The sequence below is a fragment of the Paenibacillus pinisoli genome, assembly GCF_003605435.1.
GTDB classification, from domain to species: domain Bacteria; phylum Bacillota; class Bacilli; order Paenibacillales; family Paenibacillaceae; genus Pristimantibacillus; species Pristimantibacillus pinisoli.
Window position 1 is genome coordinate 1,213,834 of the sequence record NZ_QXQB01000001.1, and the last position, 24,832, is coordinate 1,238,665.

Here is a 24,832-nt window from a genome sequence, read left to right on the forward strand (position 1 = left end):
CTGTCCTAGAGTCTTAACAGACTTCTAGAACAGCCCTTTATAATGTTAATCCGTAAGGTGAACAGATACATGATGGCGCTTCAATTCCTCAGCCAGCTCGCCTGTCAGCGGAGAATCGGTAATAACCGCCTTCAGCTCCGAGATAGCCGCAACGGAGAAAAGCGACGTCCGGTTCGTCTTCGTATGGTCGAATACCGCATATGTTTCCTGCGATCGCTTGATGAGCGCCTTGGCGCTCTGCGCCTCTTGCTCGGAATAGCTGGAGATGCCCCCTGCTGCGGAGATGCCGTCAATGCCGATGAACATCTTGCCGATGTGCAGCTGGGCAATCATCCCTTCACCAAGCGGACCGCACAGCTCGAAGCTGTTGTGGCGCATGATGCCGCCGGTCACGACCACCTGAATCTGACTGCCCGCCAGCTCCATAGCGATATTGACCGCATTCGTAACGACGGTAATTCCTTTGCGCGCTTTCAGCAGCTTCGCGAGCAGGAAGTTGGTCGTTCCGCCGGAGAGGCCGATAACATCGCCTTCCACGATATGCTTGGCAGCCGTCTGGGCAATCTTCTCCTTCTCCAGAATCGACAAGCCTTCCTTCTCAGCAAAATGCAGCTCTCTCATCGTGCCCATACCATCGTACATGGCGCCGCCAATCGTACGAATGACCGGATAGACGCCCTCCATCTGCTCTAGGTCCCGCCTGGCTGTCGCTTCCGAGCAGCCGAAGCGTTCAACCATCTCGACGATCGTGATGCGGCCCTGCTGCTTCAACAGCTGCAGAATCGCCTCGCGGCGGCGCTGCCCCTTCGAACCGTTCCCTTCGATTATCATTAGCGCTCCACCCATGCCTTGGCCGACATGCGCTGCTCGACAACGTCCCACTCCGGCAGCGCTTCCCAATCTCCGCGCATCTGTACAACCAGAGATCCGTTAATGCTGGCAAGACGGACCGCTTCGGTTGGCGTCATGCCCTTCATAATGCCGGCGAGGAAGCCTGCGCAGAAGCCGTCTCCGGCTCCAACCGTATCGACGACCTGCTCCGCAGGATAGAATGGAATAGACGTCTCGACGCCCTTGTCGAGCACAACGGTCGCATCCCCCATGCCTTTGATAACGCTGATTCCCTTCAGGGCATTCAAGCGCTCCTTCACTTCGGCATAATCATCCGTATTGTAGAGCAGCTTCAGCTCATCCCATCCAGGCAAGAAGTAGTCGGCATCTTCAGCAAGCGGCAGCAGCGTCTGCCGCGCCTCCTCGATCGACCACAGCTTGAGGCGCAGGTTAGGATCGAAGCTGACCAATACGCCCGCTTCCTTGGCAATGTCGACCGCGCGGCGGACCGTTCGGCGGCAATCCTCGCTCAAGGCGCAGGTAATACCCGTTACATGCAGCAGCTTGGCTCCGCGGATATAATCCTCGTCCAGATCCTCCGGCGTCATTCTGCTTGCGGCAGAGCCCTTGCGGAAATAATGGACGGCCAGTCTGCCCGCGACATGCTCGCGGAACATCATGCCTGTCGGCGCTTCGCCGTTAAATCTTACGCGGGAGATGTCGACGCCTTCCCCGCGCATTGTCTTCATGATCAGCTTTCCGAACGGATCGTCGCCAAGCGCTCCGAACCAGCCCACGGATGAACCGAGTCTGGCAAGGCCGATTGCGACATTGCTCTCTGCGCCGCCGAAGCTTTGCTCAAGCGTCGCTGCGCGCTCGATCGATTTATGCTCTTCCGGCATAAACAGCGCCATGGACTCTCCGAACGTTACGATCTGAGGTGAACTATCACGCACAACCATATCCCCCTAATAATCCGTTCTTGTCTGACTCCCTGTATGCTTAGAAACGATTAACCATAAAGTAAATCGTAGCTACGTACAATACGAGAATAATCAAGCTCATTACTTTCGCTTTATTGATCGGCGCAGTTGCGCTTTGTCCGGCTTGAATCTGGCTTACGACCAGCTTAAGCGGCTTGGAGATGATGCCTCCGATTGCAGCGATAGCCAAAAATAAAACGGTAACAATAATCATCCAAGCAACAGCGTATTCGCCTTGCGACATCAGGTAGCCGCCAGTCAGCAGCTGCACAATAAGGAAATATTGGGCGATGCGGTTCGCCGTAAGCAAGCCGGAGGCTAGTCCGCCTTGTCCCGTCCCAGCAAGCTTCGAGGTTCCTCCCAGCATAATAGGCAGCACGATATAGAAGCCCATACCGGCAGCACCTAGAATGTGTAGTAATACCATTGCTTCATACATTCATAATTCCTCCTGTTTTGTTTTACCTATAATAAGTAGTTTATCAGAAAGCAAACATTTTTCAAATGAACAAAAAGCAAAAACTGCCACAGCGAGCAAGCCCGCCATGGCAGTTCCGTCCTTATGGTTCCCTTTCGTTAAGCGGCAATACAACCTCGAATACCGTTCCTTCGCCCGGCTTGCTCTTCACTCGCACCGTCCCGCCGTGCAGCTCCGTTATCTTTTGAACAATCGATAGGCCTAGACCGTTGCCCTCCGCGGTCCTGGTCCGCTGCTTGTCGCCCTTGTAGAAGCGCTCGAAGATCCTCTGCTGATCTTCCAGCGAAATGCCGATGCCCGTATCGGCTATCTCCACGCGAGCCGCCCCGTCCAGCTTCTTCAGCGAGAGGCGGATGCTGCCGCCCTGCGGCGTGAACTTAATGGCGTTGTGCAGCAGATTCAGCCATATCTGGCTTAGCAGCTCTTCGTTCGCGCGAATATGGCAAGGCTCCGTATCCAGCTCAATATCGAGCTCCTTCTCCAGCCACTGCGGCTCGCAAGAGAGGACGACGTGCTCAAGCTGCGTATCAAGCCGGTATTGCTGCTTCTCCCACTCCACCTGGTCGGATTCCAGCGACGTCAGCTTCATCAGGTTGTCGCTAAGCCGCGACAGCCGGACCGTCTCCTTTTCGATAATGGACAGATAACGCCTCTGCTCCTCGCGGGAGAGATCCTCGCGCTGCAGCGTATTCGCAAATCCGCGGATCGACGTTAGCGGCGACTGGATTTCATGCGACACGTCCGAGATGAATTGCTGGCGCAGCCGCTCCACCTGCCTAAGCTCCTGCGTCATCTCATTGATGGATTCGACGAATTCGCCCATTTGCCCGCGGTATTTGCCTTCCCGGTCAATGACGACGTTAAAGTCCCCTTTGGCGATGCGGCGCAGGGCCGCCATCGTTTCATTCCAGACGATCATCTGCTTCGGACGAGTCACGATGCTGACCACAACTCCCAATAAGATCAGGATTAACAGCCCCATTCCCCAGTTCACCAGCTGTACGATAAAGTCGCTCCAGGATACCGGATGCGTCTCATAAAACCATCGGGTGAGGAAATATGCCGCTGTAAACGCGACACAGCATAGCAGGAACATGAACAGCATGGCGCCCGCTCCTTTAAACGCCATCTCGGTTTTGGAGATTTTCCGGTTCATTCCGCAGCCTCCATCCGGTAGCCGAGTCCCCGGACCGTCGTAATTCTGGCGGATACCCCCCAGCCTGCAAAACGCTCACGCAGCCGGTTCACATGAACATCCAGCGTTCGTTCATTGCCGTCGAAGTCATAGCCCCATATCGTCTCAATCAGCGACCCGCGCGCAAGCGTGCGCCCCTTGTTGCTCATCAGCACGAATAGCAATTCGAATTCCTTCGGCGGCAGCGTTACGGCGTCGCCATTCACATTCATCTGATAAGTCGAGCGGTCCAGCGCAAGTCCCCCTGCCGATACTTGCTGAGAGGTCGCTATACGATACCGTTTCATAAGCGCCCGTACGCGGACGACCAATTCCTGCGGATCGAACGGCTTGACGATGTAATCGTCCGTGCCGATATGGAAGCCCCTCACCTTATCCCGCATCTCGCCTTTGGCCGTGACCATCAATATCGGAATATCATATTGCTCGCGCAGATTGCGGCACAGCTCCCAGCCATCCATATTCGGCATCATAATGTCCAGAATGACCATATCTGCCGGAGCATCATCCATCGCGTCCATAGCTTCCTTGCCGTCGGATGCCTGCTGCACCTGATAGCCTTCCTTCGCCAATATGACGCTCACCAGCTCCCGGATATGGGGATCATCATCGACAATGAGCACATGACCCATAGGTTATCCCTCCTCGCTTCGTCAGGCCGATCTATTCATCTTCAATTGTCCATCCGCAAACTCTCGGTACAAGGTGTGCGTACGGTACAACTGCTCATGCGTTCCTTTGCCTGTAATGCGCCCCTTATCCAAAAATATAATCGTATCCGCATCTACCACCGTTGACAGCCGATGCGCAATAACGAGAGTTGTACGGCCGGCCATCAGGTTTTTGAGCGCGTCCTGCACGACCTCCTCCGACTTGCTGTCCAGATTCGATGTCGCTTCATCCAGCATCAGCAGCTCCGGGTCGCGCAGCAGCGCTCTTGCTATCGCAATCCGCTGGCGCTGTCCGCCGGACAGCTTGATGCCCCGCTCGCCTACTTCCGAATCATAGCCGCTTGGGAGCTCGCGGATGAATCCGTCGGCATAGGCCATGCGGGCGGCGTTTTCCATTTCTTCATCACTGATTGCACGGTCCAGCCCATAGCTCAAATTGTCGCGAATCGACCCCGCAATAATCGGACTCTCCTGAGAGACATAGCCGATCTTGGACCGCCAGGACCGCAGCTTCACATCTGCAATATCCTGATCGCCGATGCTGATGTTGCCCGAGGTCGGCAGGTAGAAGCGCTCCAGCAAAGAGAACAACGTCGTTTTGCCGCTGCCGCTAGGCCCTACAATCGCCGTAACCTTGCCTGCTTCAATCTTCATGCTGACATCCTGCAGGATCGGCTCCTCCGGCTTGTAAGCGAACGACACCTTATCCAGGGATACTGTCTTGCGGATATGCATTGCTTCATGGCCTCTGTCTTGATTCTCTTCCTCTGCAGCCATGATGCCGATAATGCTGTCGGTTGCCCCCATCGCTTTCTGGAATTGCGTGAAAAACTGCGAGATTTGCGTAATTGGCAGCATGATCTGGAACAAATACATAATAAAGGCGACCAGCTCGCCAGCGGTCATGGCGCCCGACGATACTTGCACCCCGCCGAAGCCGATCAAACCGACCAGCAGCAGCAATATAATAAAGGAAATCACCGGCGCAATCAATGCCTGCATCCTGGCTTCCTTAAGCCCAAAACGGAACAGATTCGCAATGCCGCTGCGGCCTTGCTCAAATTCCATCGGCTCTGAGCCGGATGCCTTCACGAGCCTGATCTCCGAGACGACGCGATTGATCACGGACGTAAACTTTGCGTTTTCCGCTTGCGTCTCCTTGGATATCTTGTACATGCGGGTGCCAATTGGAGCCATAATGAGCGCGGCTGCCGGGAACACAATCAGCATCACCAGCGTCATTTGCCAATTCATATAGAACAGGATGGCCAGCGCCCCGATCACAGACAAGATGCCGGTGAAAAAGCCGGTAATATGCTCGGTAATCAAGCCTTTCAGAATTGCCGTATCGTTCGTCAGCCTGCTGATCGTTTCCCCCGACGACTTGCTGTCATAATACGGGACAGGCAGCCGGAGCAGCTTGCCCCATAACCTTTCGCGAATAGAGGATACGATTTTGTTGCCGCTGTAATGCAGCCAGTAGACCGACAGCCCTCCCGCTACAACCTGGGCAATAAAAGCCGCAGCCATGCCAATGATCTGTCCGGTACCTAGCGACCCGAATGAAAAGCCGTTTACCAGCTCTTTTGTAAACAATGGGATGGTTAATGTGACGAGAGTCGTTATGACACTTAACAGCACGGCCAGCCCCAGCAGCAGCTTAGGCGGATTGGTCTCCATTATTAGCTTCGCGAACCGCTTGACCGCACCCTTCTTTTTGACAGCTTCCATCTCTCCACTTCCTATCTGTATATGTTCTATGCCTCTACAGTACCTTCCCTATTTAAACGGAATGTAAACAAGGTTAACTTGAAGGCTGAACAGGAGGTTGCAGAAGAATAGGACGAAAACAGTGCAGGAGCAGGGCAAGTGCAGTGATTCTCATGCACAAAGTTGCTGACTTAGACGACTAATCTATCTCTGAATATGTGTCTCCCTCGAACGACATTCTCCAAGCCGGATTTGACGGCTTACAGCAGTTTCGGGCGCGCAGCACAGCTGCAAGCCGAGGTTCTCGGCTTACAGCATGGTTTCGGACACGCAGCTCAGCTGCATGCCGAGTTTCTCGGCTTACAGCATGGTTTCGGACACGCAGCTCAGCTGCATGCCGAGTTTCTCGGCTTACAGCATGGTTTCGGACACGCAGCTCAGCTGCATGCCGAGTTTCTCGGCTTACAGCGCGGATTCGGGCACGCGGCTCAGTTGCAAGACGAGTTTCTCGGCTTACGGCGCGGATTCGAACGCGCGACTCAGCTACAAGCCGAGGTTCTCGGCTTACAGTGCGGATTCAGGCGCGCGGCTTGGCTGCATGCCGAGTTTCTCGGCTTACGGCGCGGATTCGAACGCGCGGCTCAGCTACAAGCCGAGGTTCTCGGCTTACAGCATGGTTTCGGACACGCAGCTCAGCTGCATGCCGAGTTTCTCGGCTTACAGCGCGGATTCAGGCGCGCGGCTCAGCTGCATGCCGAGTTTCTCGGCTTACGGTGCGGATTCGGGGGTGCGGCTTGGCTGCATGCCGAGTTTCTCGGCTTACAGCGCGGATTCAGGCGCGCGGCTTGGCTGCATGCCGAGTTTCTCGGCTTACTGCGCGAATTCGGGCGCCGGCTTGGCTGCATGCCGAGTTTCTCGGCATACAGCGCGGATTCAGACGCGTGGCTCAGCTACAAGCCGAGTTTCTCGGCTTACAGCGCAGATTCAGACGCGCAGCTCAGCTGCATGCCGAGTTTCTCGGCTTACAGCGCGGATTCTGACGCGCGGAGCGGCTGCAGCCGAGTTTCTCGGCTTACAGAGCGGATTCAGGCGCGCGGCTCAGTTGCATGCCGAGTTTCTCGGCTTTCGGCGCGGATTCGGGCGCGCGACTCAGTTGCATGCCGAGTTTCTCGGCTTACAGCGCGGATTCGGGCGCGCAGCTCAGTTGCATGCCGAGTTTCTCGGCTTACAGCGCGGATTCGGGCGCGCGGAGCGGCTGCATGCCGAGTTTCTCGGCTTACGGCGCGGATTCGGGCGCGCGGCTTGCCTGCATGCCGAGTTTCTCGGCTTACGGCGCGGATTCAGGCCCGCAGCTCAGTTGCATGCCGAGTTTCTCGGCTTACGGCGCGGATTCAGGCCCGCAGCTCAGTTGCATGCCGAGTTTCTCGGCTTACTACAGCGTACACGTTTATGTTAAATCCAGCATTAAAGCAGCTATCGTGTATTATGCTTTCGGAAAAAGTAGAACGTAAGCGGAGCGAATACCGCGATTAACAGCACGCCTGTACCGATGCCCCACGCAAGATCGGCTGGAGCAGCCGTACCATGCATCAACCCCCGGAGCGCGGATGCCGCCATGCTGATGGGATTATAGTCCACGATCCGCCCCAGCCAGGCCGGCATCGTAGCCGAATCGACAAAGATGCTGCTGGCAAAGAGCAGCGGATAAATCATAACCATGCTCGTACCGGATACCGTCTCCGGCTTTTTCACCACAATGCCCATCACCGCAAATACCCAGCTGATGCTGAAACCAAAGAAAACAGCATAAGCAAGAGCCAGCAGTACGCCCCACGCTCCTCCTTCCGGCCGAAAGCCAAGCAGCAGGCCGATGCCGATGGTCACAATAGACGCGGCGGCATACCGCAATGAATCGGTCAGAATCGGGCCCAGCACGCTTGCCGGCGGCCACACCGACATCGTCCTGAACCGGTTATGCACCCCCTTCGTAATATCCTGGCACAGCGTTGTCCCGCTATAGACGGTCATGGGTGCTATAATGAGCACCATCGCGCCGGGGAGCAGGAACTGAATATACTCCGAGGTCGACCCGGCAATGGCGCCGCCGAACAAATACGTAAAAATAAGCAGCATCAGTACAGGCGAGGCCAGGCAATCGATGATAAAGCCAAACGGGTTATTTTTGACTCCTAAAAATGTCCTTCGCATAAATACGCCTGTAGCTTCGGCGCGTCCCAGTCTGCGCGGGGGTGCTCGACGGATGAGCCAGGCTGCATCGCCGGCTGTACTCGCGGTACGTGTCTCGTTCATACTGCAGCCTCCTTGTTACGCGCATCCGTAAGCGACAGGAATACTTCATCCAGGCTTGGCTCGGCAAGAGCGAACTCCGCTACCGGGCAGTTATGGTTCATGAGCGTCTGGACTGCCAGGCTTGCCAGCTGCTCATCCGGCGAAGGCACTCTTATCATCAGCGGGTCATCTTCATCCCGCCTCATATGCAGCCCATGCTCGGAAGCCAGCAGCCGGATATAGGGCTCAAGCTCGACCGTATCCTTAAGCCTGATCGACAGCGTCTTTCCGCCGACAGCAGCCTTCAGCTCTCTGGGCGTGCCTTCCGCGATGATGCGTCCACCGTCCAGTACGGCAATCCGGTCCGCCAGCCGATCTGCTTCCTCCAGATACTGGGTTGTCAGCAATACGGTCGTGCCTTGCTTCAGCAAGGAGCGCACCACATCCCAGATTTGTATGCGGCTTTGGGGATCCAGGCCCGTCGTCGGCTCGTCAAGAAAGATTACTTCCGGCTGCGCAAGCACGCTTGCCGCAATATCCAGCCGCCGCTTCATGCCGCCCGAATATTGCCCCACCAGACGGTGCTTCGCTTCCTCAAGCCCGAAAGCGGGCAGCAGCTCATCCGCCAATTGCCGTGCATCCTTCCACGAATAGCCATATAGCTTGGCGAACATCGCCAAATTCTCAAAGCCGGACATTCCTTCATCCAGCGCAGCGAATTGTCCCGTCAGACTGATTTTGCTTCGGACAACAGCCGCTTCCTTCACGACGTCATGCCCTCCAATCCTCGCCGTTCCGCCATCTGGCAAAATCAACGTGGACAGCATCTCGACAACCGTTGTTTTGCCCGCGCCATTCGGGCCAAGGAGAGCGAACAGTTCCCCTTTGCGAATCGACAGGTCAATTCCTCTCACCACTTCGCGGTTCCCGTACGACTTTCGAAGCCGGTTGGCTTCTATAGCAATCGACATTCCCATCCCCCTTTTCTAATCCCATCGCTTTTATAAAAAACAATCCCTATGCTCAAGCACCCATTCCGCGAACGTTCTCGCCGGCTTGCCGGTCACCCTCTCCACTGTCGGCAGCACCGAATACCCGATCTCCGGCGGATTTTTGCCCATTTGAACAAAAAACTCGATTGATTCCTCATCATGCCCCTGCTCGCTCCATCGTTGTCTGGCCTCTTCCTCCGTCAGCTCCTCAAAACGAATGTTCTTGCCTGTCGCGTCCGAAATAACACTAACCGCTTCAATCCGCGACAGCGCCTCAGGCCCCGTCAAATAATAGCTTTGGCCATGATGCCCTGCCTCAGTTAATGCGGCAACGGAAACGGCAGCGATATCCCCCTCATGGATCCGGGCGCTGCGCACGGACCCGAACGGCTCGCGGACAACCCCTTCCGCTTGAATGGAAGGCTGCCAATCCATCAGTGCATTAGCCATAAATTCAACGGGCATAAGCATGGTCCATTCCAGCGAGCTTGCCTTGACCGCCTCCTCAAGCGGCCCTTCTTCATAAGACATCAGAACGGAAACCCGCTTCACACCTGCTTCCTCTGCCAACCGGATTAGGGCCGGATCGGTATTCCATGGCATATACGAATCATAGCTGGAAGCGATCAAATGAATGCCGGTAACGCCACTCAGCGCCTCCCGCAGCGTCTCCGCCTGCGTCAAGTCACCCGCTGCCGCCTCTGCCCCTTCCGGCAATTGAGCCTTCTCCGGATTACGCGTTACGGCCCTCACCTTTACTCCCTTTTTCAGCAGCTGCTCTACCACATGCCTGCCAATCGTACCTGTTGCTCCTGTTACCAAAATGGTCATTTGTATAACCTCCTAATTGTTTTCATAGCGTGCGCGAATGGTATCAAGCTGGTTCAGCAATTCCTGCCTCAGCTCCTCTGGCGATACAATCTCGACGATCGGGCCGAAGCTGAGGATGACGGATAGCGCATAGGCCTGCGAAAAAAATATCGTATGCACATCGATATGCGTTCCCAGATGCGTACACTGGCCCTGAAATTGCTCGAAAATACGCGGCTGGTTCGTCGCATCAAAGCGAAGATGAACCTCGATGCCCCGCACCGGCTCTTCCGCCACAATATCCGGTGCTCCCAGCTTTGGCGTGAAGCGTCTGTCCGTCATCTGAAGTGAAGTCATGCGGGACACTTTGAAGCAGCGCTGAGCCTGCTTTAACAGGCAATGCCCCTCTACGTACCACCAGCCCCGGTCCCAGTATAGCCGTGCAGGCTCCACGCTTCTCTCCGATTCATTCCCCATCGAATCCGTGTAGGAGAACTTCACCGTTCGTTGCTGGCCGATCGCTTCATACAACGGCTTAATTGCATCCTTCTCCAGCACCGATGCGCTTGCATCGATAATAATGGGGTTCGGGCTGCCTCCATTCAGCAGAGCGGGCTGCAGGCTGCCCAGCTTATGGACGATGGAGGTAATTTTGTTGCCGACCGCTTCTTCCATTCCTTTCAGCAGATGAAAAATGACCGCCATATCATCGATGGAGAAGTGCTGCTTGGACAAATAATAACCGTCCATTAGCTCAAAGCCCCCGACTACGCCGGAGAAAGAAACAACAGGTATGCCTGCTTCATTAATCAAGTCCAAATCACGATAAATCGTACGGACGGACACTTCGAAGCGGGCGGCCAGTTCCGTCGCTGTTACCCGCTTTTTGCTCATCAGCTCGATCGTAATGCCGAGCAAACGCTCCAGCTTCATGCTGATTCCCCCTCATCCGAGATGCTTGATCCGATTCGCTTGCGAAGAGCATAACTTAGAAACTATGACATCTTGTTTGTCAGTGTTTGAAAATCATTTCCATTCAATTTCAAGACTCGCCAATAAAAATAACGGCAACAGGCTGCTCGCCTATTGCCGCTTCTTAGAATATTTCACTAGTTAAATGCCTTCTACCGCAAATCGCGTAAAATGCGTATGGCTGCCATGCATCGTCGCAAAGCCGATGCTTCCGTTCAAGTAAGGGTTGTCGGTATCTTCATAGGATAATAGCTGCCCCCCGTTCCATTCTACCGTCAGCACAGGACCATTTGCCGTAACCGCAATCGTATAGGCTCCTCCGGCTTCCCACGGGAAATCAACTTCCTGCAAGACCTGGTAGCCGTTGTTGTTTTTGAGAAGCGCAAGCTTGCCTCCCGGGGCTAGCCCTACCGCATAGCTGCGGATGCCTCCTTGTACGCGTGCAAGCATGTAATGTCCTTCGCCCAGCTTAGGGATAAGCTCTGCCTCCAGGCGGTAATCCGTCCAGGCCGGATCACCGGTATAGCATTCAGCCGATTCCGCCGCATAGCTTCCGCTCAGCTCGCCATCCTCCAGCGTCCATATGCCTCGCAAATACGAGAATTGGCTGACTTCCACATGCAGGTTGTTCCACACCTCAAGCCGCTCTTGCGCAAAGTTGACCTCATAATGCGGCTTACCGGCAAACGTGAAGTCATCCACATAAGCAATCAACTCCATTCCCCGTCCGTCCAGCGGAATAAACTCGATGCCCGCTTCCTCCAGACATGCGCCTGACAGATATGGGATGTCGAAGGAAGCCTCCTGCCATTCTCCAGGCGCAAGCTGAACTGGTTCCCCATAATACCGTTCATTGCGATTGCCGTCTTTCACATACATAACCGCTTTGACTGGTACTGGTGAATCTTGAGGCAGCAGCAGCTGTGCCGACATGGATTGTCCCGGGTACAAAATCGGCGAGAAGCTGGGATCGTAGCGGCTGTCATCGAAATCAGCAGGCCGGTAATATGTCTGATGGTACAGACGATACGCATGTCCGCCTTGCACCTTGTCGAAGGCCACTTTCAACGAACGAGAGCCGGAATAGGCCTGCTCCGGCGTATTTTCGATCAAAGCATTCACATGGGCTTCGTCGCTTGTATTCGTCCTCATCGCATGAGTGGAGCCGGGGTATTCGAAGTGGAATTTCGGTCCCTTGCCTTGCAAAATCGCCTCCCACTCCTGAGGCATCGCTTCACCTGCAATGAGGTAGCCAAACCTGGAAATATAGGCTGCGCACGCCGGCAAATCCGTAATATTCAGCGATCCCATTACGCTGGAGCTGCACATGAAATCATTGATTGGCGTTCTCCACTCCGGCCCGATTCCATCCAGTCCCGTGAACACACCGAGAATCGCACCTACATTGCCAACATTGCAGTCGGTATCCCAGCCGCACATATTGCAAATATTGATGGTCCGCGAGAAATCGCCTCCGCCATACAGCATGGATAAGAGGATAACCGCCGAGTTCGGAATGATATGGCAGTTGCCCGGAAATTTGTCGTATCCAAAATGGTCTCTGACATACATAAAGCAATCGCGCCAATTGTCCGGGTGCTCCCGGTGGAAATCTCTGACGGCATCGGCCATTCTCCGATATTCGCATTGCTCAGGTATAACAGACAAACCTGCGTCGATGACCTCATCCATCGTGTCTGCCCGATAGGCAGCCGAAATCGCGGCAGCGATAAAGCGGCCACCGTACATGCCTTCTCCGTCATGCGATACGCTTGCAGCCTTCTCCGCATATTCGGCGGCAAGCTCCGGATTGCCCGGTGCGATCATTCCCCATACGTCGATGAAAATTTGACCGCCGATTTGCTCTGCCACTACTGCGCCGTTCTGCTCAATGGAACCCGATCTGGGCGCCATAATGCCGTTCTTCAAATTCAGATATGCTGTGTGCTCCGTGGACACCCCGTAGCCGCCCCACCAATAGAAGCCATGCTGATCCGGCGCGTAATTAAGCCAGGTCAAGCCGATTTGCTCCGGCGTGATGTCGCGTGTATGCGTGTAATCCTCCAGCGCCCGGAGGAAAAACATCGGTCCGTTCGTATCGTCATCAGCCGCAAAATTGCGGAATTGATGCGGATAAGCTGTTATTTCTCCAAAAACGCGCTGAAGTCTTTCGTAGCTCCAATTTTCTACATTCGCGCCATGGCGGACGCCAACCATCTTGCCAAGCCATCCTGCATATGTCCGTTCAATATAATCTGACTGCAAGCCTTTGCGGCTTGCTGCCGATAATGCCGTGTTTTCCATAAATGTCTCTCCTGTCTGTGGATGTAGGTAAGTTGAAAACGGCTTTTTGCGATTTTTATCAATGGATCAGCCGGATTATGAAGTTCAATCAAATAAATTTTTTGCTCGGTGATCAAACGTCGATTCATTTTCGAGAAAATTTTCGAACCGGTTCGAAAATTAGTATCACACGGCCGTCTTGAATTGTCAAGCGACCGATATTCGTTGTTGATGCCATAAATAAAGTAATCGAGATTCATGGTGCGATTCCACTTATTAAGACTCCATTACTTTCACTGTCGATTCTCTTACGATCAGCCTAGGCTCCAATTGGACCTTGCGAAGCGGGGTAGTCTGGCCCTCCTTGATCCGTTGGATGAGAAGCTCTGCGGCTATACGCCCCGTCTCTGCCGTCAAGTTGGACACTGTCGATACGCGCGGCCGCGTAATGGTTGACCAGCTAATATCGTCCACTCCGACTACCGCAATGTCCTCCGGCACACGTATCCCTTTCTCCAACAGCCGCTGAATAAGTCCGATGGCGATCATATCGTTGGCGGCATACACACCGCCAGGAAGCTCCGGCAGCCCGCTTATATAATCAGCCGCTTGTATGCCCGTCTGCAAGGAAAAATCAGAGCCGATATATACATTGCCGGGATCAAGCTTAAGGAAATTAGCGCTAAGCGCAGCTTCATATGCAGCATAGCGCGTCCCTTGATGCACCTCTTTGGGCCCGCCGGCATACGCGATATTGGTGCATCCGATGCGGATCAGATGCTCCATTGCAAGGGTGCCTTCCGGCTTCGACAGATACACCATATCCGCATTCACATCGTCGCCTAGATTGCCGATCAAGCTTACGGGTACTGTGGAATGGTTAATATACTTTTTCAGCGCAGCGGGGAAGCTGATGGTCGACATAATAATACCGTCGATATGCATTTCATTTACCTTGCCCATAATCGAGAGCTCTTCCGACGGATTGCCGTAATGGTTGATCAGCACAAGACGGAAACCATGCTCCTTCGCAACCTGCTCCACCGCCCAAGCAAGCTCGGGGTAGTAGGGGTTGCGTATATCGTCAATAGCAAGCGCAATCTGCTGCTTCATATTTGTCTTCAGACTTCTAGCAAGCATATTAGGCCGGAAGCCCAGCTCTTCTATCGCTTGCAGCACTTTGCTCCGCGTTACCGGCTTGACGCCAGGCACATCGTTAATAATCCGTGACACGGTTGATTTCGCTACTCCTGCCCGTTTTGCCACATCGGCAATCGTAACCGAATCTGATTTGGCCATCTGTATCTGCTCCTAAGCTTCGTTCTGTACCATTTTCCTGGTACCGGTTCGAATTCATTATGTCATTAATGGCGAGGCCCGGCAACTGATAGAGGACAATATACGAGAATCCACAAAAAAGAACGGGGTCGCTTCCCCGTCCTCACATTTAGCTTCATGTGTACACAAGCTGATGAGCAAAACATTATTTCGAGCCGTTCGATATGCCGTGCTTGCATAGTACCCCGTGAATGGCAAAATAAGCTACATCGGGGGGCAGCTCGTCTTTTATCGGCTTAAGCCGCTCCGTGCCAACACGATCGATGGCTTGCAAGATGCTCTCCTCTTGGTGAGGAGGAACAATCCGGTCCCAATCCACCTCGTAACCTTCGCCGGCGCCGCGGATAATATGCCCCTCCACCGTCACTTGGCTAAACCCCCGCTCCTTCGCAATCTCAGCCGGCGACATGCCGGCGTTGAATAGCTCAAGAGACTGTAGATGACTAGGCTGCTCATCCTGATCCGCCCTTCTGGAGGCCGGTGCCGGTCTGCTGGTGCGGGAGTAAGCAGCGGATGCGGGCTCATCGGGGTTTTGCGGAAAATCTGCCACAATGGCGATAATATCATTCCCGTATTTGCTCCCTTTGGCAGCCCCGATTCCTTTCACCTCCAGCAGATCGTCAATCGAAGCAGGCCGGGCATTCGCGATATCTCTTAAAGTTGCGTCAAAGAAGATCATAAATGGAGGCACGCCTTCCTTGGCGGCAGCGTCTCTGCGCCATGCTTTCAGCGCGTCAAACAATGGAGATGCCTCAGAAGATGCCGAGGCTGCCTGTCTTACAGACGCCCGCACCCGCTGCGATATCATCTCCTTGCCTTCCAGCACCGGCAGTGCGCTCGCGGTCAAGGATACGGTTGGATACTGTCCCTCGCTAAGACGCATATATCCTTCTGCTACCAGCCAATATAGCCAGTCCGCAATCTCTTTCTCTGGCAAATGACGCATTAACCCATAGGTCGTCAGCCTGTCGAGACCAAATCCCAGCAGCCGCTTGTCGCGGGAGCCCTTCAATACTTTAGCCGCCATCGTCACTCCGAACCGGCCTTTCATCCTGCCGACGCAGGATAGGGCCATCTTAGCATCCTCGGTACGGTCTACCGCTTCGCTCTTATCGAGACAGCTGCTGCATTTTCCGCATACCGGGACATCGCTCTCTCCGAAGTAGTCAACGATAAATTGCTGCAGGCAGCGCTGTGTGCGGCTGTAATTCATCATCATATGAAGCTTGGACATCTGGATTGATTTTCGCTCCGTATCCCCCGTCCCTTGCTCAATCAGGAAACGCTGGACCTGCATATCCGCCGGTTCAAAAAGCAGGATACAATCGCTTTCCTCCCCGTCGCGGCCGGCCCGGCCCGCTTCCTGATAATAGGACTCTAAGTCGCCGGGCATCTGCCAGTGCAGCACGTAACGAACGTTAGGCTTGTCGATCCCCATGCCGAACGCGTTCGTCGCAACCATGACTCGGACCTGGTCGAAGCGGAATTGCTCCTGCGTCTCCGCCCTATCGGTGTCTGATAATCCGCCATGATAGACGCCAGACTCCAGCCCGAATTGCCGGACGATCCCGCCTACTTCTTCCGCTTCTTTTCTTGTTGCCGTATAGATAATGCCGGACTGATCCTCTCTTTGCTTCAAAAAATCTTTCAGAAACCGCTTCTTATCTACCCCGCTCACGACAGACAAAGATAGATTGGGACGGGCAAAGCCTGTCACATACCGGCGCGGATTGTTCAGACGCAGCATAGCCGCAATGTCATCGGCCACCTCTTCTGTAGCCGTCGCTGTAAAAGCGGCTACCAAAGGCCGATTCGGCATTCTGCCGATCCAGCCCGCCAGCTGGCGGTAGCTTGGACGGAAATCATGCCCCCACTGTGACACGCAGTGAGCCTCGTCAATCGCGATGAGCGGGATATGGAGCTGCTCAGACAGCGTCTGGAACATGGGGGCGTCCAATCTCTCTGGCGCGACATAAAGCAGCTTGTATTCGCCTTGCATCGCATTGCGCAGCACTTCCCGGTACTCCGCCGCGCCAAGCGAGCTATTCAGGAATGCAGCCGACACGCCAACGCGATGCAAGCTGTCGACCTGATCCTTCATCAGCGAGATCAACGGTGAAATCACAAGTGTCGTGCCCGGCAGCAATAACGCCGGAAGCTGATAACAGATCGACTTGCCGCCGCCCGTCGGCAGGATAGCCAGAGTATCGTGGCCCTCCACAATGCCCTCTATAATATCTTCCTGCCCTTTTCGAAATGAATCATAGCCATATACTTCTTTAAGCAATTGCAATGCCTTTTCCATCTTTGACCGCAGCCTCCTCTCTCCAAAAACGGAAAGAACCCTGGCAGTATGCTGTCAGGGTCCTCCCGTACGTTAGTCCAAAGTCGAATCAGATTAACCGCCTGTTACAATTTGAATGACGTTGCGTACGGATTGAGCCGATTGATCAAGCGCTGTTTTTTCTTCAGCCGTCAGCTCGAGCTCGATCACTTTCTCAATGCCGTCGCCGCCGATGATAGCCGGCACGCCCATGAACAGGTTGTCGTATCCGTATTCGCCTTCAAGGTATGCGATAACCGGAATGATGCGTTTCTTGTCCTTCAGCACCGCTTCGGTCATCTGAACAAGGGATGCGGCCGGGGCGTAATAGGCGCTGCCGTTGCCCAGCAGATTGACGATTTCGCCGCCGCCGACGCGAGCGCGCTTCACGATAGCGTCAATGCGTTCAGCCGGAATCAGCTTCTCGATCGGAATGCCTGCTACGTTGGAGTAACGTACAAGCGGCACCATGTCGTCCCCATGGCCGCCAAGCACGAAGCCGCGCACATCTTCAACCGACACGTTCAGCTCTTGTGCGATAAAGGTGCAATAACGCGCCGTGTCCAGCACGCCGGATTGGCCGATGACGCGGTTTTTAGGGAAGCCGAGCGCTTGGAAAGCAACATACGTCATGGCATCCACCGGGTTGCTCAAAATGATGACGTAAGCGTTAGGGCTAGTCGCTTTTACGCTTTCGCATACGGATTTCACGATACCGGCGTTTGTGTTCACCAAATCATCGCGGCTCATGCCAGGCTTGCGCGCCACACCTGCCGTAATGATGACAACGTCGGAGTCCTTTGTATCCTCGTAATTCGATGTACCGATAATGTTAGCATCGACGCCGATAACCGGAGTAGCCTCCAGCATATCGAGCGCCTTGCCTTTCGTAGGGTTCTCCAGAGGCGCAATATCGACGAGCACGATATCGCCAAGTTCTTTCTGCGCCAGCATGAGCGCCGTCGTCGCACCTGTGAAGCCTGCACCTACAACCGTAATCTTCTTACGTTGAATCGCCATAACCAATGACCTCCCTATTTTCGTCTATCGCGTAATCGCATCATCATGCTTCTATACCCTTTTATACACATTTCCGCATCAAAAAATACCCTCGCAGCCGCCGAGCATCTGCCGCAGTAGCAGCAGATAGGGCCCGTTTCCCCCCACAATGCCTATGCGCCCCTGTACTCCCTCGTGCTTCGAGCGGAATTCAGAGGCGCATCGCCGTGGCTCCCTTAAGGGAGTTAAAGTAGCTTCAATCAGGCGATCCCTTGGACGGCCGCATGGCCGTCAGCTAAAGGGAAACCTACACTACATGTTTTTGATGATTTCGTCAGCAAATGCCGAACATTTAACTTCTGTTGCGCCTTCCATGAGACGTGCGAAGTCATAAGTAACTGTTTTGTTGTTGATGGAAGTTTCCATGCCTTTATAGATCAGGTCAGCCGCTTCTTGCCAGCCCAGGTGCTCAAGCATCATAACGCCGGACAGGATTACGGAACCAGGGTTCACGACGTCTTTGTCCGCGTATTTAGGAGCAGTACCGTGAGTTGCTTCGAAAATAGCATGTCCAGTCAGGTAGTTGATGTTCGCGCCCGGTGCGATACCGATGCCGCCTACTTGTGCAGCCAGAGCGTCGGACAGGTAGTCGCCGTTCAGGTTGAGCGTAGCGATTACGTCGAAGTCAGTTGGACGAGTCAATACTTGTTGCAGCGCGATGTCCGCGATTGCGTCCTTCACGATGATTTTGCCAGCAGCTTCAGCTTCTGCTTGTGCTTTGTTCGCAGCGTCAACGCCTTCAGCGTCTTTGATGCGGTCGTATTGGCCCCAAGTGAAAGTTTGCTCAGCGAATTCTTGCTCAGCCACTTCGTAGCCCCAGTTCTTGAACGCGCCTTCTGTAAATTTCATGATGTTGCCTTTGTGAACCAGTGTAACCGTTTTTCTGCCGTGCTTGATCGCATATTCGATTGCAGCGCGAGCCAGACGTTTCGAACCTTCAGCGGATACTGGCTTGATGCCGATACCGGAAGTTTCTGGGAAACGGATTTTGTTAACGCCCATTTCTTTTTGCAGGAATTCGATTACTTTCTTAACTTCTGCGGAACCTTCAGCGTACTCGATACCCGCATAGATATCTTCAGTGTTTTCGCGGAAGATAACCATGTTAACCAGCTCAGGGCGTTTAACCGGGGAAGGTACGCCGTCGAAGTAACGAACTGGACGCAGGCAAGTGTACAGGTCAAGCTCTTGACGAAGAGCAACGTTCAGGGAACGGATGCCGCCGCCGATAGGCGTAGTCAGAGGACCTTTGATGGCTACGATGTATTCGCGGATAGCAGTCAGCGTATCAGCTGGCAGCCACTCGCCGTATTCGTTGAATGCTTTTTCGCCGGCAAATACTTCGTACCAAGCGATTTTTTTGGAGCCGCTGTATGCTTTCTCTACAGCAGCGTCAAGAACGCGTTTCGAAGCGCGCCAGATGTCGCGGCCAGTACCGTCGCCCTCGATGAACGGGATAATCGGGTTGTTAGGCACTTGAAGAACGCCATTGTCAATAGAAATTTGCTCGCCTTCAGTTGGAAGAGCGTATTTTTCGAACTTAGCCATGAATAATTCCTCCTAAAAAGTTTTGTGATTAGAATTAGCGTTAAGCTAATTGGAGCAAAACTTACATCGTAAGCATCGACCTAAGTTTTAGCATTAAGCTAATTGAAGCAAAACTTACTGCGTAAGCATCAGTCTTAAGTATAACGATCTTCTCCGTCGATAACCAGCCCGCACGGAAAGGAGAACAAGCTTGCCGCTTGCCCTCGCTTTATGCTGAAGACCTGGATCGATTAGCGCTGCTCGATCGGGATGTATTTTGCATTGACAGGACCGACGTAGTCCGCACGCGGACGGATCAAGCGGTTGTCTTGGTATTGCTCCAGAATATGTGCGCACCAGCCGGATACGCGGCTGATTGCGAAGATCGGCGTGAACAGGTCGCGCGGAATTTCGAGCGCTGTGTATACCGATGCCGAGTAGAAATCGACGTTTGGCTTCAGACCTTTTTGGCCTGTAACCAGCTCTTCGATTTTAACCGACATTTCGTACAGCTCCATGTTGCCAGTCAGCTTGCCCAACTCGCGGGACATTTTTTGCAAATGTTTGGCGCGAGGGTCGCCGTTCTTGTAGACCCGGTGGCCGAAGCCCATAATTTTTTGCTTGTTCGCAAGAGCGTTGTTAATGTAGCCTTCAACGTTCGCGAACGTGCCGATTTCTTCAAGCATAACCATAACAGCTTCGTTCGCGCCGCCATGCAGAGGGCCTTTCAGAGCGCCGATTGCGGAAGTTACGCCAGAGTAGATGTCGGAAAGCGTTGCTACCGTTACGCGAGCGGCGAACGTGGAAGCGTTCAGCTCGTGATCGGCGTGAAGAACAAGCGCTTGATCCAACGCCTTCACTGCCACTTCAGCAGGCTCCTTGCCTGTAAGCATGTACAGGAAGTTGTAAGCGACCGATACGCCCTTCTTAGGAGCAATAGGCTCCTTGCCTTCGCGAATACGCGCAAAAGCAGCGATAACTGTAGGCAGCTGCGCCTGCAATTTAATCGCTTTCAGTTGGTTAGCTTCTGGAGTCATGTCGTTCGCGGAAGCGTCGTACAGCGCCAGGCTTGATACTGCGGTACGGAGAGCCGCCATGGAGTTTGTATCCTTCGGATACAGTTTGATCTGATCGATTACTGCGCCAGGCACTTCCGAAAATTCGTCAAGCTGCTTCTGCAGAGCGTCGAGTTCGGAACGATTCGGGAGCTTGCCGTACCAAAGCAGATAAGCTACTTCTTCAAAGGAAGCGTTTTCTGCAAGATCGTCAATATCGATGCCGCGATATGTGAGGACTCCATCAATGATCGAACTGATGGAAGACGCTGCTGCGACGATTCCTTCCAGACCTTTAGTTGCTGTCATCGTTCTCTCTCCTTTATACTCGATATAGTTCTCATTCCAAGAATGGTAACGTTATTGATGCACTGTCTTTAATCATAAATGATTTTTTCAATGAAGCCAACAAAATAGGACATAAAAATGCTTTATCGGCATCATTGATAATTTAAATCAGCTATGTATGCAAGCGCCAGGATGCCTGCGCGGTTTGATTATCCCGACAGCTCATTATTCCACAATCAATAGTCCGATATACTTCGAAAAAACTGCGGCAATGTGATAGAATGTCCCCATTACAGGCGGCATGCATCAAGTGCCGGAACGGAGGTTTACCATGACTGGACAACGCATAGGCATCGTCGATATCGGCTCCAACTCCGTAAGACTCGTCGTGTACGAGAGAACGGCAGGAGGCGCCCACCGCGTCGTCGATGCCAGCAAACGATCCGCCAGACTAAGCGGAAAAATTAACGAAGCAGGCGCATTGACCGAAGATGCGGTGTCCGAGCTTATCGAGACTCTCCGCCACTTCATGCGCATCTGCTCGCATCACGGCATCGGGCAAATCCGAGCCGTTGCGACAGCGGCAATCCGCAATGCGACCAACCGGGACGACATCCTCGAGAAAATAAAAACCGCCACCTCTCTCACTATCGAACTGCTGACCGGCGAGATGGAAGCTTCCTACGGCTTTCTCGGCATGATCAACTCGCTTAGCGTTACGGACGGCTATTTGATCGACATAGGGGGAGGCAGCACCGAGCTGTCGCTCTTCCGCAATCGGGAGCTTGTCCATTCCGTCTCTTTTCCGTTTGGCTGCGTCAGCTTGAACAAATCATTTGATTCCAAAGAGCAGTTGCCGGACGAATCGCTAAAGGCAATCGAAGCCGTCGTAACCGAAGCCGCTATGAAGCATGATTGGATTCGCGAAGCTCCCGGACTTCCCCTAGTAGGCGTAGGAGGTACGGTACGAGCGCTGGGCAAAGTGCATCAAGCCGTGCATCATTACCCATTTGCGCAAACCCATAATTATGAACTATCGGGCGCAGGAGTCGACGAACTGTTCCAGACGTTGAGAAGCCTGCCGCTAGAGCGCAGACGCAAGCTGCCGGGCTTGTCAAAGGATAGAGCCGATGTCATCGTCCCCGGCGTGGCTGTATTACGAACCCTATTCAAGCTCGTAAAAGCATCGCATTACCAAATCTGCGGCGCAGGCCTGCGGGACGGGCTCTTCCATGCGACACGTTTTCCCGCTCAGCCGAAGCTAAGCGATCCGCTTGCCTACAGCTTGCAAAATTTGAACGCTCTGCATACGGAAGCGCCGCGGCAGCATGTGATGCAAGTGAACCGGCTTTCGCTGGAGCTGTACGACGAGCTTCATCGCGATCGATCCCCAAAGGGCGAGGACCGCTCACGCCTGCTTCTGGACGCCGCCTCCCAGCTGCATCGAATTGGGGCATCGATCGATTATTACGATTATGCGCGTCATTCCTTCTATCTTATTATCCATTCCCATCTGAATGGATTATCGCATAGAGAGATCATTATGACGGCCGCTATCGCCTCATTCAAAAGCAAAGGGCGAGTGAAAACACAGCTTGCGCCGTATCGTACGCTGATTCATGACCAGGATATCGATCTTATCTGCAAGCTTGGCTTGCTTCTTCAGCTCGCAGCAGCGCTCGATCGCAGCGAGACGCAAGCGATCGGACAGATCGCCATCCGCCAAGCCGAATCCAAGCTTCTGCTTCACCCGCTCAATCCGCGCGGCTCACTGGCGGTAGAGCGCCGGGAAGTCGAAGAGCTTGCCTCCGACTTCAAGAAGCATTGGCAGCTAATACCGGTGCTGGGCCATTACCGCATGCAGCATTAAGCCTCGCCTTTCCATAGCGGAATGACCTTCGCTTCGAATTGGCTGCGGAACGGCCTGTCGCTCTTGCTGACAACAGGCTCATAAAGCCCGCTCGGCTTCAGCTCTCTGGCCTTGACGTTGTCTTCCAGATTCAGCTTCAGCATATTAATCAGAATGGCGCGCAGCTCAGGATCGAACACAGGACTCATCAGCTCGATCCGCTTCATGAGATTGCGCGTCATCCAATCCGCACTGGAGAGATAGACATCCTCTTCCCCGTTATTATGGAAGTACATCACCCTCGCATGCTCCAGATAACGGTCTACGATGCTGATCACTTTAATATTGTCGCTGCGCCCCGGCACGCCCGGTCTCAAGCAGCATACGCCCCGAACGATCAATTCAATCTTCACGCCTGCCTGCGACGCTTCATACAATTTATCAATTATATCCTGATTGGATAACGAATTCATTTTGGCGATAATATGCGCTTTCCGTCCGGCCAGCGCGTTGGCTTTCTCGCGGTCGATCAACCGGAACAGCTTTTCCCTCAAATCGGTAGGCGCTACACCAAATGCCTTCCAATTATACGGGGAGGAATAGCCGGTCACCTCATTGAACAAAGCAGACGCATCTCCGCCGATTACGGGATGGGATGTGAATAATCCGATATCCGTATACAGCGTAGCCGTATTGTCATTGTAATTGCCCGTTCCGACATGCACATAGCGGCGCAGCGTGCCCTGCTCGCGTCTGACGACCAGCAATATTTTGGCATGGGTTTTCAGCCCGACGAGTCCATAGACGACATGGCAGCCCGCCTTCTCCAGCTGTCTTGCCCAGGCGATATTGCGTTCTTCGTCAAATCTGGCTTTCAGCTCTACGACGACTGTCACCTGCTTGCCCGCTTCGGCCGCCTTCGCAAGCGCCTGCACGAGTGCCGATTGTCCGCTGACGCGATACAACGTCATTTTGATCGCGAGGACGTCCGGGTCATAAGCGGCTTGAAGCACAAAATCATTAACCGGCTCAAACGACTCATACGGATGATAGACCAGCACATCGCGCTGCCTGATCACCTCGAACATATCATCCGACTCGTCGAACTCGCGAGGGTAGACCGGCTCCAGCTTCTCATACCGCAAATTATCATAGCCGGACAGACTGCCGGAGAACCGCATCAGGAAGCTAAGGTCAAGCGGGCCGTCAATCTCGAACAGATTGTCCTCGATCTCCAGCTCCTCCCTAAGCGTCTGCAGCGCAAAGGGATGCATGCCCTTTGCCACTTCAAGCCGGACAGGAATGCCCCATCTGCGCCGGCGAAGCTCCTTCTCGATCTCCTCCAGCAGATCCTCCGCGCCTTCCTCGTTCAGCGTCAAATCTGCATTGCGGGTCAAGCGGAACGGATGTACGGAGAACGGTTCATAGCCGTTGAATAACGTATGAATAAATTGCTCTATCAAATCCTCTAGCAGCACAAACTCTTGTTTCTTGCTGTTCACTCTTCCTGGAACCGTTACAAATCGCGATAAAATCGAAGGCACTTGAACGATAGCGAATAGCGGCTCTTCTTCCTCCAATGCTTCCTCGCGCTTTAGCAGCACCGCCAGATAGAGTTCCTTCGTATGTACGAGAGGAAACGGTCTGCTCTGGTCTACAGCCATCGGCGTCAGCACCGGAAATACGATTTCATGGAAGTAATCGGATACCGCCTTCTGCTGAGTGGCGTTGAGCTCATCCAGCGTTCGAATGCAGATCCCTTCCTTGGCAAGGCTTCGGGTCACTTCACGATAGGTGCGGTATTGCTCGAACACCATGCTTGTAGCGCGTTTAATCAGCCGCTTCCACAGGCCAGCGGGCGTGTAGCCCGTAAAGTCCGTCTTCGTCAAACCAGCTCTCATCTGATCCTGAATACCGGCCACTCGTACGCTCATGAATTCATCCATATTGCTCGACACGATGGATAGAAACTTCGCTCTCTCCAGCAATGGATTGCGAATATCCTGCGCTTCCTCCAGCACTCTGCGGTTGAATTCGATCCAGCTCAAATCCCGATTGACGTATGGGGACAAATGCTTCGTCATGGTGATCCCTTTCCTCGCTTTCAATCTGGATCGCCGGAGCAATCCAAAGCTTATACTACCGCTATCTATTATGATAGATGACTATTTTTGGCACA

At 53.7% G+C, this 24,832-nt stretch carries 19 protein-coding genes; 2 read left to right on the forward strand and 17 right to left on the reverse strand.

The window, feature by feature from the left end:
• Positions 1 to 45: 45 nt before the first annotated feature.
• The 6 genes from D3P09_RS05720 to D3P09_RS05745 all read right to left on the reverse strand — a co-directional run bounded on the left by D3P09_RS05720 (position 46) and on the right by D3P09_RS05745 (position 5,889).
• Complete coding sequence (locus tag D3P09_RS05720) at positions 46 to 831, reverse strand: DeoR/GlpR family DNA-binding transcription regulator (protein ID WP_120107924.1); 786 nt, start codon at positions 829 to 831, stop codon at positions 46 to 48.
• On the reverse strand, positions 831 to 1,793 hold the full coding sequence (locus D3P09_RS05725) for a sugar kinase (RefSeq protein ID WP_120107925.1): 963 nt from the start codon (positions 1,791 to 1,793) through the stop codon (positions 831 to 833). Before D3P09_RS05725 ends, D3P09_RS05720 begins: the two co-directional genes overlap by 1 nt.
• A 40-nt stretch (positions 1,794 to 1,833) precedes the next feature.
• The gene (locus tag D3P09_RS05730; protein ID WP_120107927.1) at positions 1,834 to 2,253 is read right to left on the reverse strand and encodes a hypothetical protein; all 420 of its coding nucleotides are present in this window, start codon (positions 2,251 to 2,253) and stop codon (positions 1,834 to 1,836) included.
• Between the two features lie 121 nt (positions 2,254 to 2,374).
• Positions 2,375 to 3,448, reverse strand: coding sequence for a HAMP domain-containing sensor histidine kinase (locus D3P09_RS05735; RefSeq protein WP_120107928.1), 1,074 nt, complete (start codon positions 3,446 to 3,448; stop codon positions 2,375 to 2,377).
• Complete coding sequence (locus tag D3P09_RS05740) at positions 3,445 to 4,119, reverse strand: response regulator transcription factor (RefSeq protein ID WP_120107930.1); 675 nt, start codon at positions 4,117 to 4,119, stop codon at positions 3,445 to 3,447. Before D3P09_RS05740 ends, D3P09_RS05735 begins: the two co-directional genes overlap by 4 nt.
• Positions 4,120 to 4,140: 21 nt before the next feature.
• Positions 4,141 to 5,889 (reverse strand): ABC transporter ATP-binding protein, encoded by a 1,749-nt coding sequence (locus D3P09_RS05745; protein WP_120107931.1) that lies wholly within the window; start codon positions 5,887 to 5,889, stop codon positions 4,141 to 4,143.
• Positions 5,890 to 6,670: 781 nt separating this feature from the next.
• Between D3P09_RS05745 and D3P09_RS27345 the strand changes: the two genes are divergently transcribed.
• On the forward strand, positions 6,671 to 7,324 hold the full coding sequence (locus tag D3P09_RS27345; RefSeq protein WP_165867316.1) for a hypothetical protein: 654 nt from the start codon (positions 6,671 to 6,673) through the stop codon (positions 7,322 to 7,324).
• Between the two features lie 17 nt (positions 7,325 to 7,341).
• Here the strand turns inward: D3P09_RS27345 and D3P09_RS05755 are convergent, their stop codons facing one another.
• The 10 genes from D3P09_RS05755 to citZ form a co-directional block, all read right to left on the reverse strand.
• A complete protein-coding gene (locus D3P09_RS05755; RefSeq protein WP_120107934.1) occupies positions 7,342 to 8,178 on the reverse strand; it encodes an ABC transporter permease in 837 nt (278 codons plus the stop codon).
• Positions 8,175 to 9,128 carry an ATP-binding cassette domain-containing protein gene (locus tag D3P09_RS05760; protein ID WP_120107936.1) on the reverse strand — a complete coding sequence of 318 codons (954 nt, stop codon included), beginning with the start codon at positions 9,126 to 9,128 and terminating at the stop codon, positions 8,175 to 8,177. The genes D3P09_RS05755 and D3P09_RS05760 overlap by 4 nt, the downstream gene beginning before the upstream one ends.
• A gap of 30 nt (positions 9,129 to 9,158) precedes the next feature.
• Positions 9,159 to 9,980, reverse strand: coding sequence for an SDR family NAD(P)-dependent oxidoreductase (locus tag D3P09_RS05765; protein ID WP_120107937.1), 822 nt, complete (start codon positions 9,978 to 9,980; stop codon positions 9,159 to 9,161).
• Between the two features lie 12 nt (positions 9,981 to 9,992).
• On the reverse strand, positions 9,993 to 10,892 hold the full coding sequence (locus D3P09_RS05770) for a helix-turn-helix transcriptional regulator (RefSeq protein WP_120107939.1): 900 nt from the start codon (positions 10,890 to 10,892) through the stop codon (positions 9,993 to 9,995).
• A 180-nt stretch (positions 10,893 to 11,072) separates the two neighbouring features.
• Positions 11,073 to 13,235 (reverse strand): ADP-ribosylglycohydrolase family protein, encoded by a 2,163-nt coding sequence (locus D3P09_RS05775; protein ID WP_120107940.1) that lies wholly within the window; start codon positions 13,233 to 13,235, stop codon positions 11,073 to 11,075.
• A gap of 255 nt (positions 13,236 to 13,490) precedes the next feature.
• Positions 13,491 to 14,513: a LacI family DNA-binding transcriptional regulator gene (locus D3P09_RS05780; protein ID WP_120107942.1), complete on the reverse strand. Its 1,023-nt coding sequence runs from the start codon at positions 14,511 to 14,513 to the stop codon at positions 13,491 to 13,493.
• 184 nt (positions 14,514 to 14,697) lie between these two features.
• Complete coding sequence (gene recQ / locus D3P09_RS05785) at positions 14,698 to 16,857, reverse strand: DNA helicase RecQ (protein ID WP_120107943.1); 2,160 nt, start codon at positions 16,855 to 16,857, stop codon at positions 14,698 to 14,700.
• A 93-nt stretch (positions 16,858 to 16,950) separates the two neighbouring features.
• The gene (gene mdh / locus D3P09_RS05790) at positions 16,951 to 17,895 is read right to left on the reverse strand and encodes a malate dehydrogenase (protein WP_120107945.1); all 945 of its coding nucleotides are present in this window, start codon (positions 17,893 to 17,895) and stop codon (positions 16,951 to 16,953) included.
• 291 nt (positions 17,896 to 18,186) lie between these two features.
• Positions 18,187 to 19,482 carry an NADP-dependent isocitrate dehydrogenase gene (gene icd, locus D3P09_RS05795; protein ID WP_120107947.1) on the reverse strand — a complete coding sequence of 432 codons (1,296 nt, stop codon included), beginning with the start codon at positions 19,480 to 19,482 and terminating at the stop codon, positions 18,187 to 18,189.
• Between the two features lie 230 nt (positions 19,483 to 19,712).
• A complete protein-coding gene (gene citZ, locus D3P09_RS05800) occupies positions 19,713 to 20,825 on the reverse strand; it encodes a citrate synthase (RefSeq protein WP_120107949.1) in 1,113 nt (370 codons plus the stop codon).
• 310 nt (positions 20,826 to 21,135) lie between these two features.
• On the opposite strand from citZ, the gene D3P09_RS05805 reads away from it, so the two are divergent.
• Positions 21,136 to 22,674: a Ppx/GppA phosphatase family protein gene (locus tag D3P09_RS05805; protein ID WP_120107951.1), complete on the forward strand. Its 1,539-nt coding sequence runs from the start codon at positions 21,136 to 21,138 to the stop codon at positions 22,672 to 22,674.
• On the opposite strand, the gene D3P09_RS05810 is transcribed toward D3P09_RS05805, so the two are convergent.
• Positions 22,671 to 24,737: an RNA degradosome polyphosphate kinase gene (locus tag D3P09_RS05810; RefSeq protein ID WP_120107952.1), complete on the reverse strand. Its 2,067-nt coding sequence runs from the start codon at positions 24,735 to 24,737 to the stop codon at positions 22,671 to 22,673. The genes D3P09_RS05805 and D3P09_RS05810 overlap by 4 nt on opposite strands.
• Between the last annotated feature and the right edge of the window lie 95 nt (positions 24,738 to 24,832).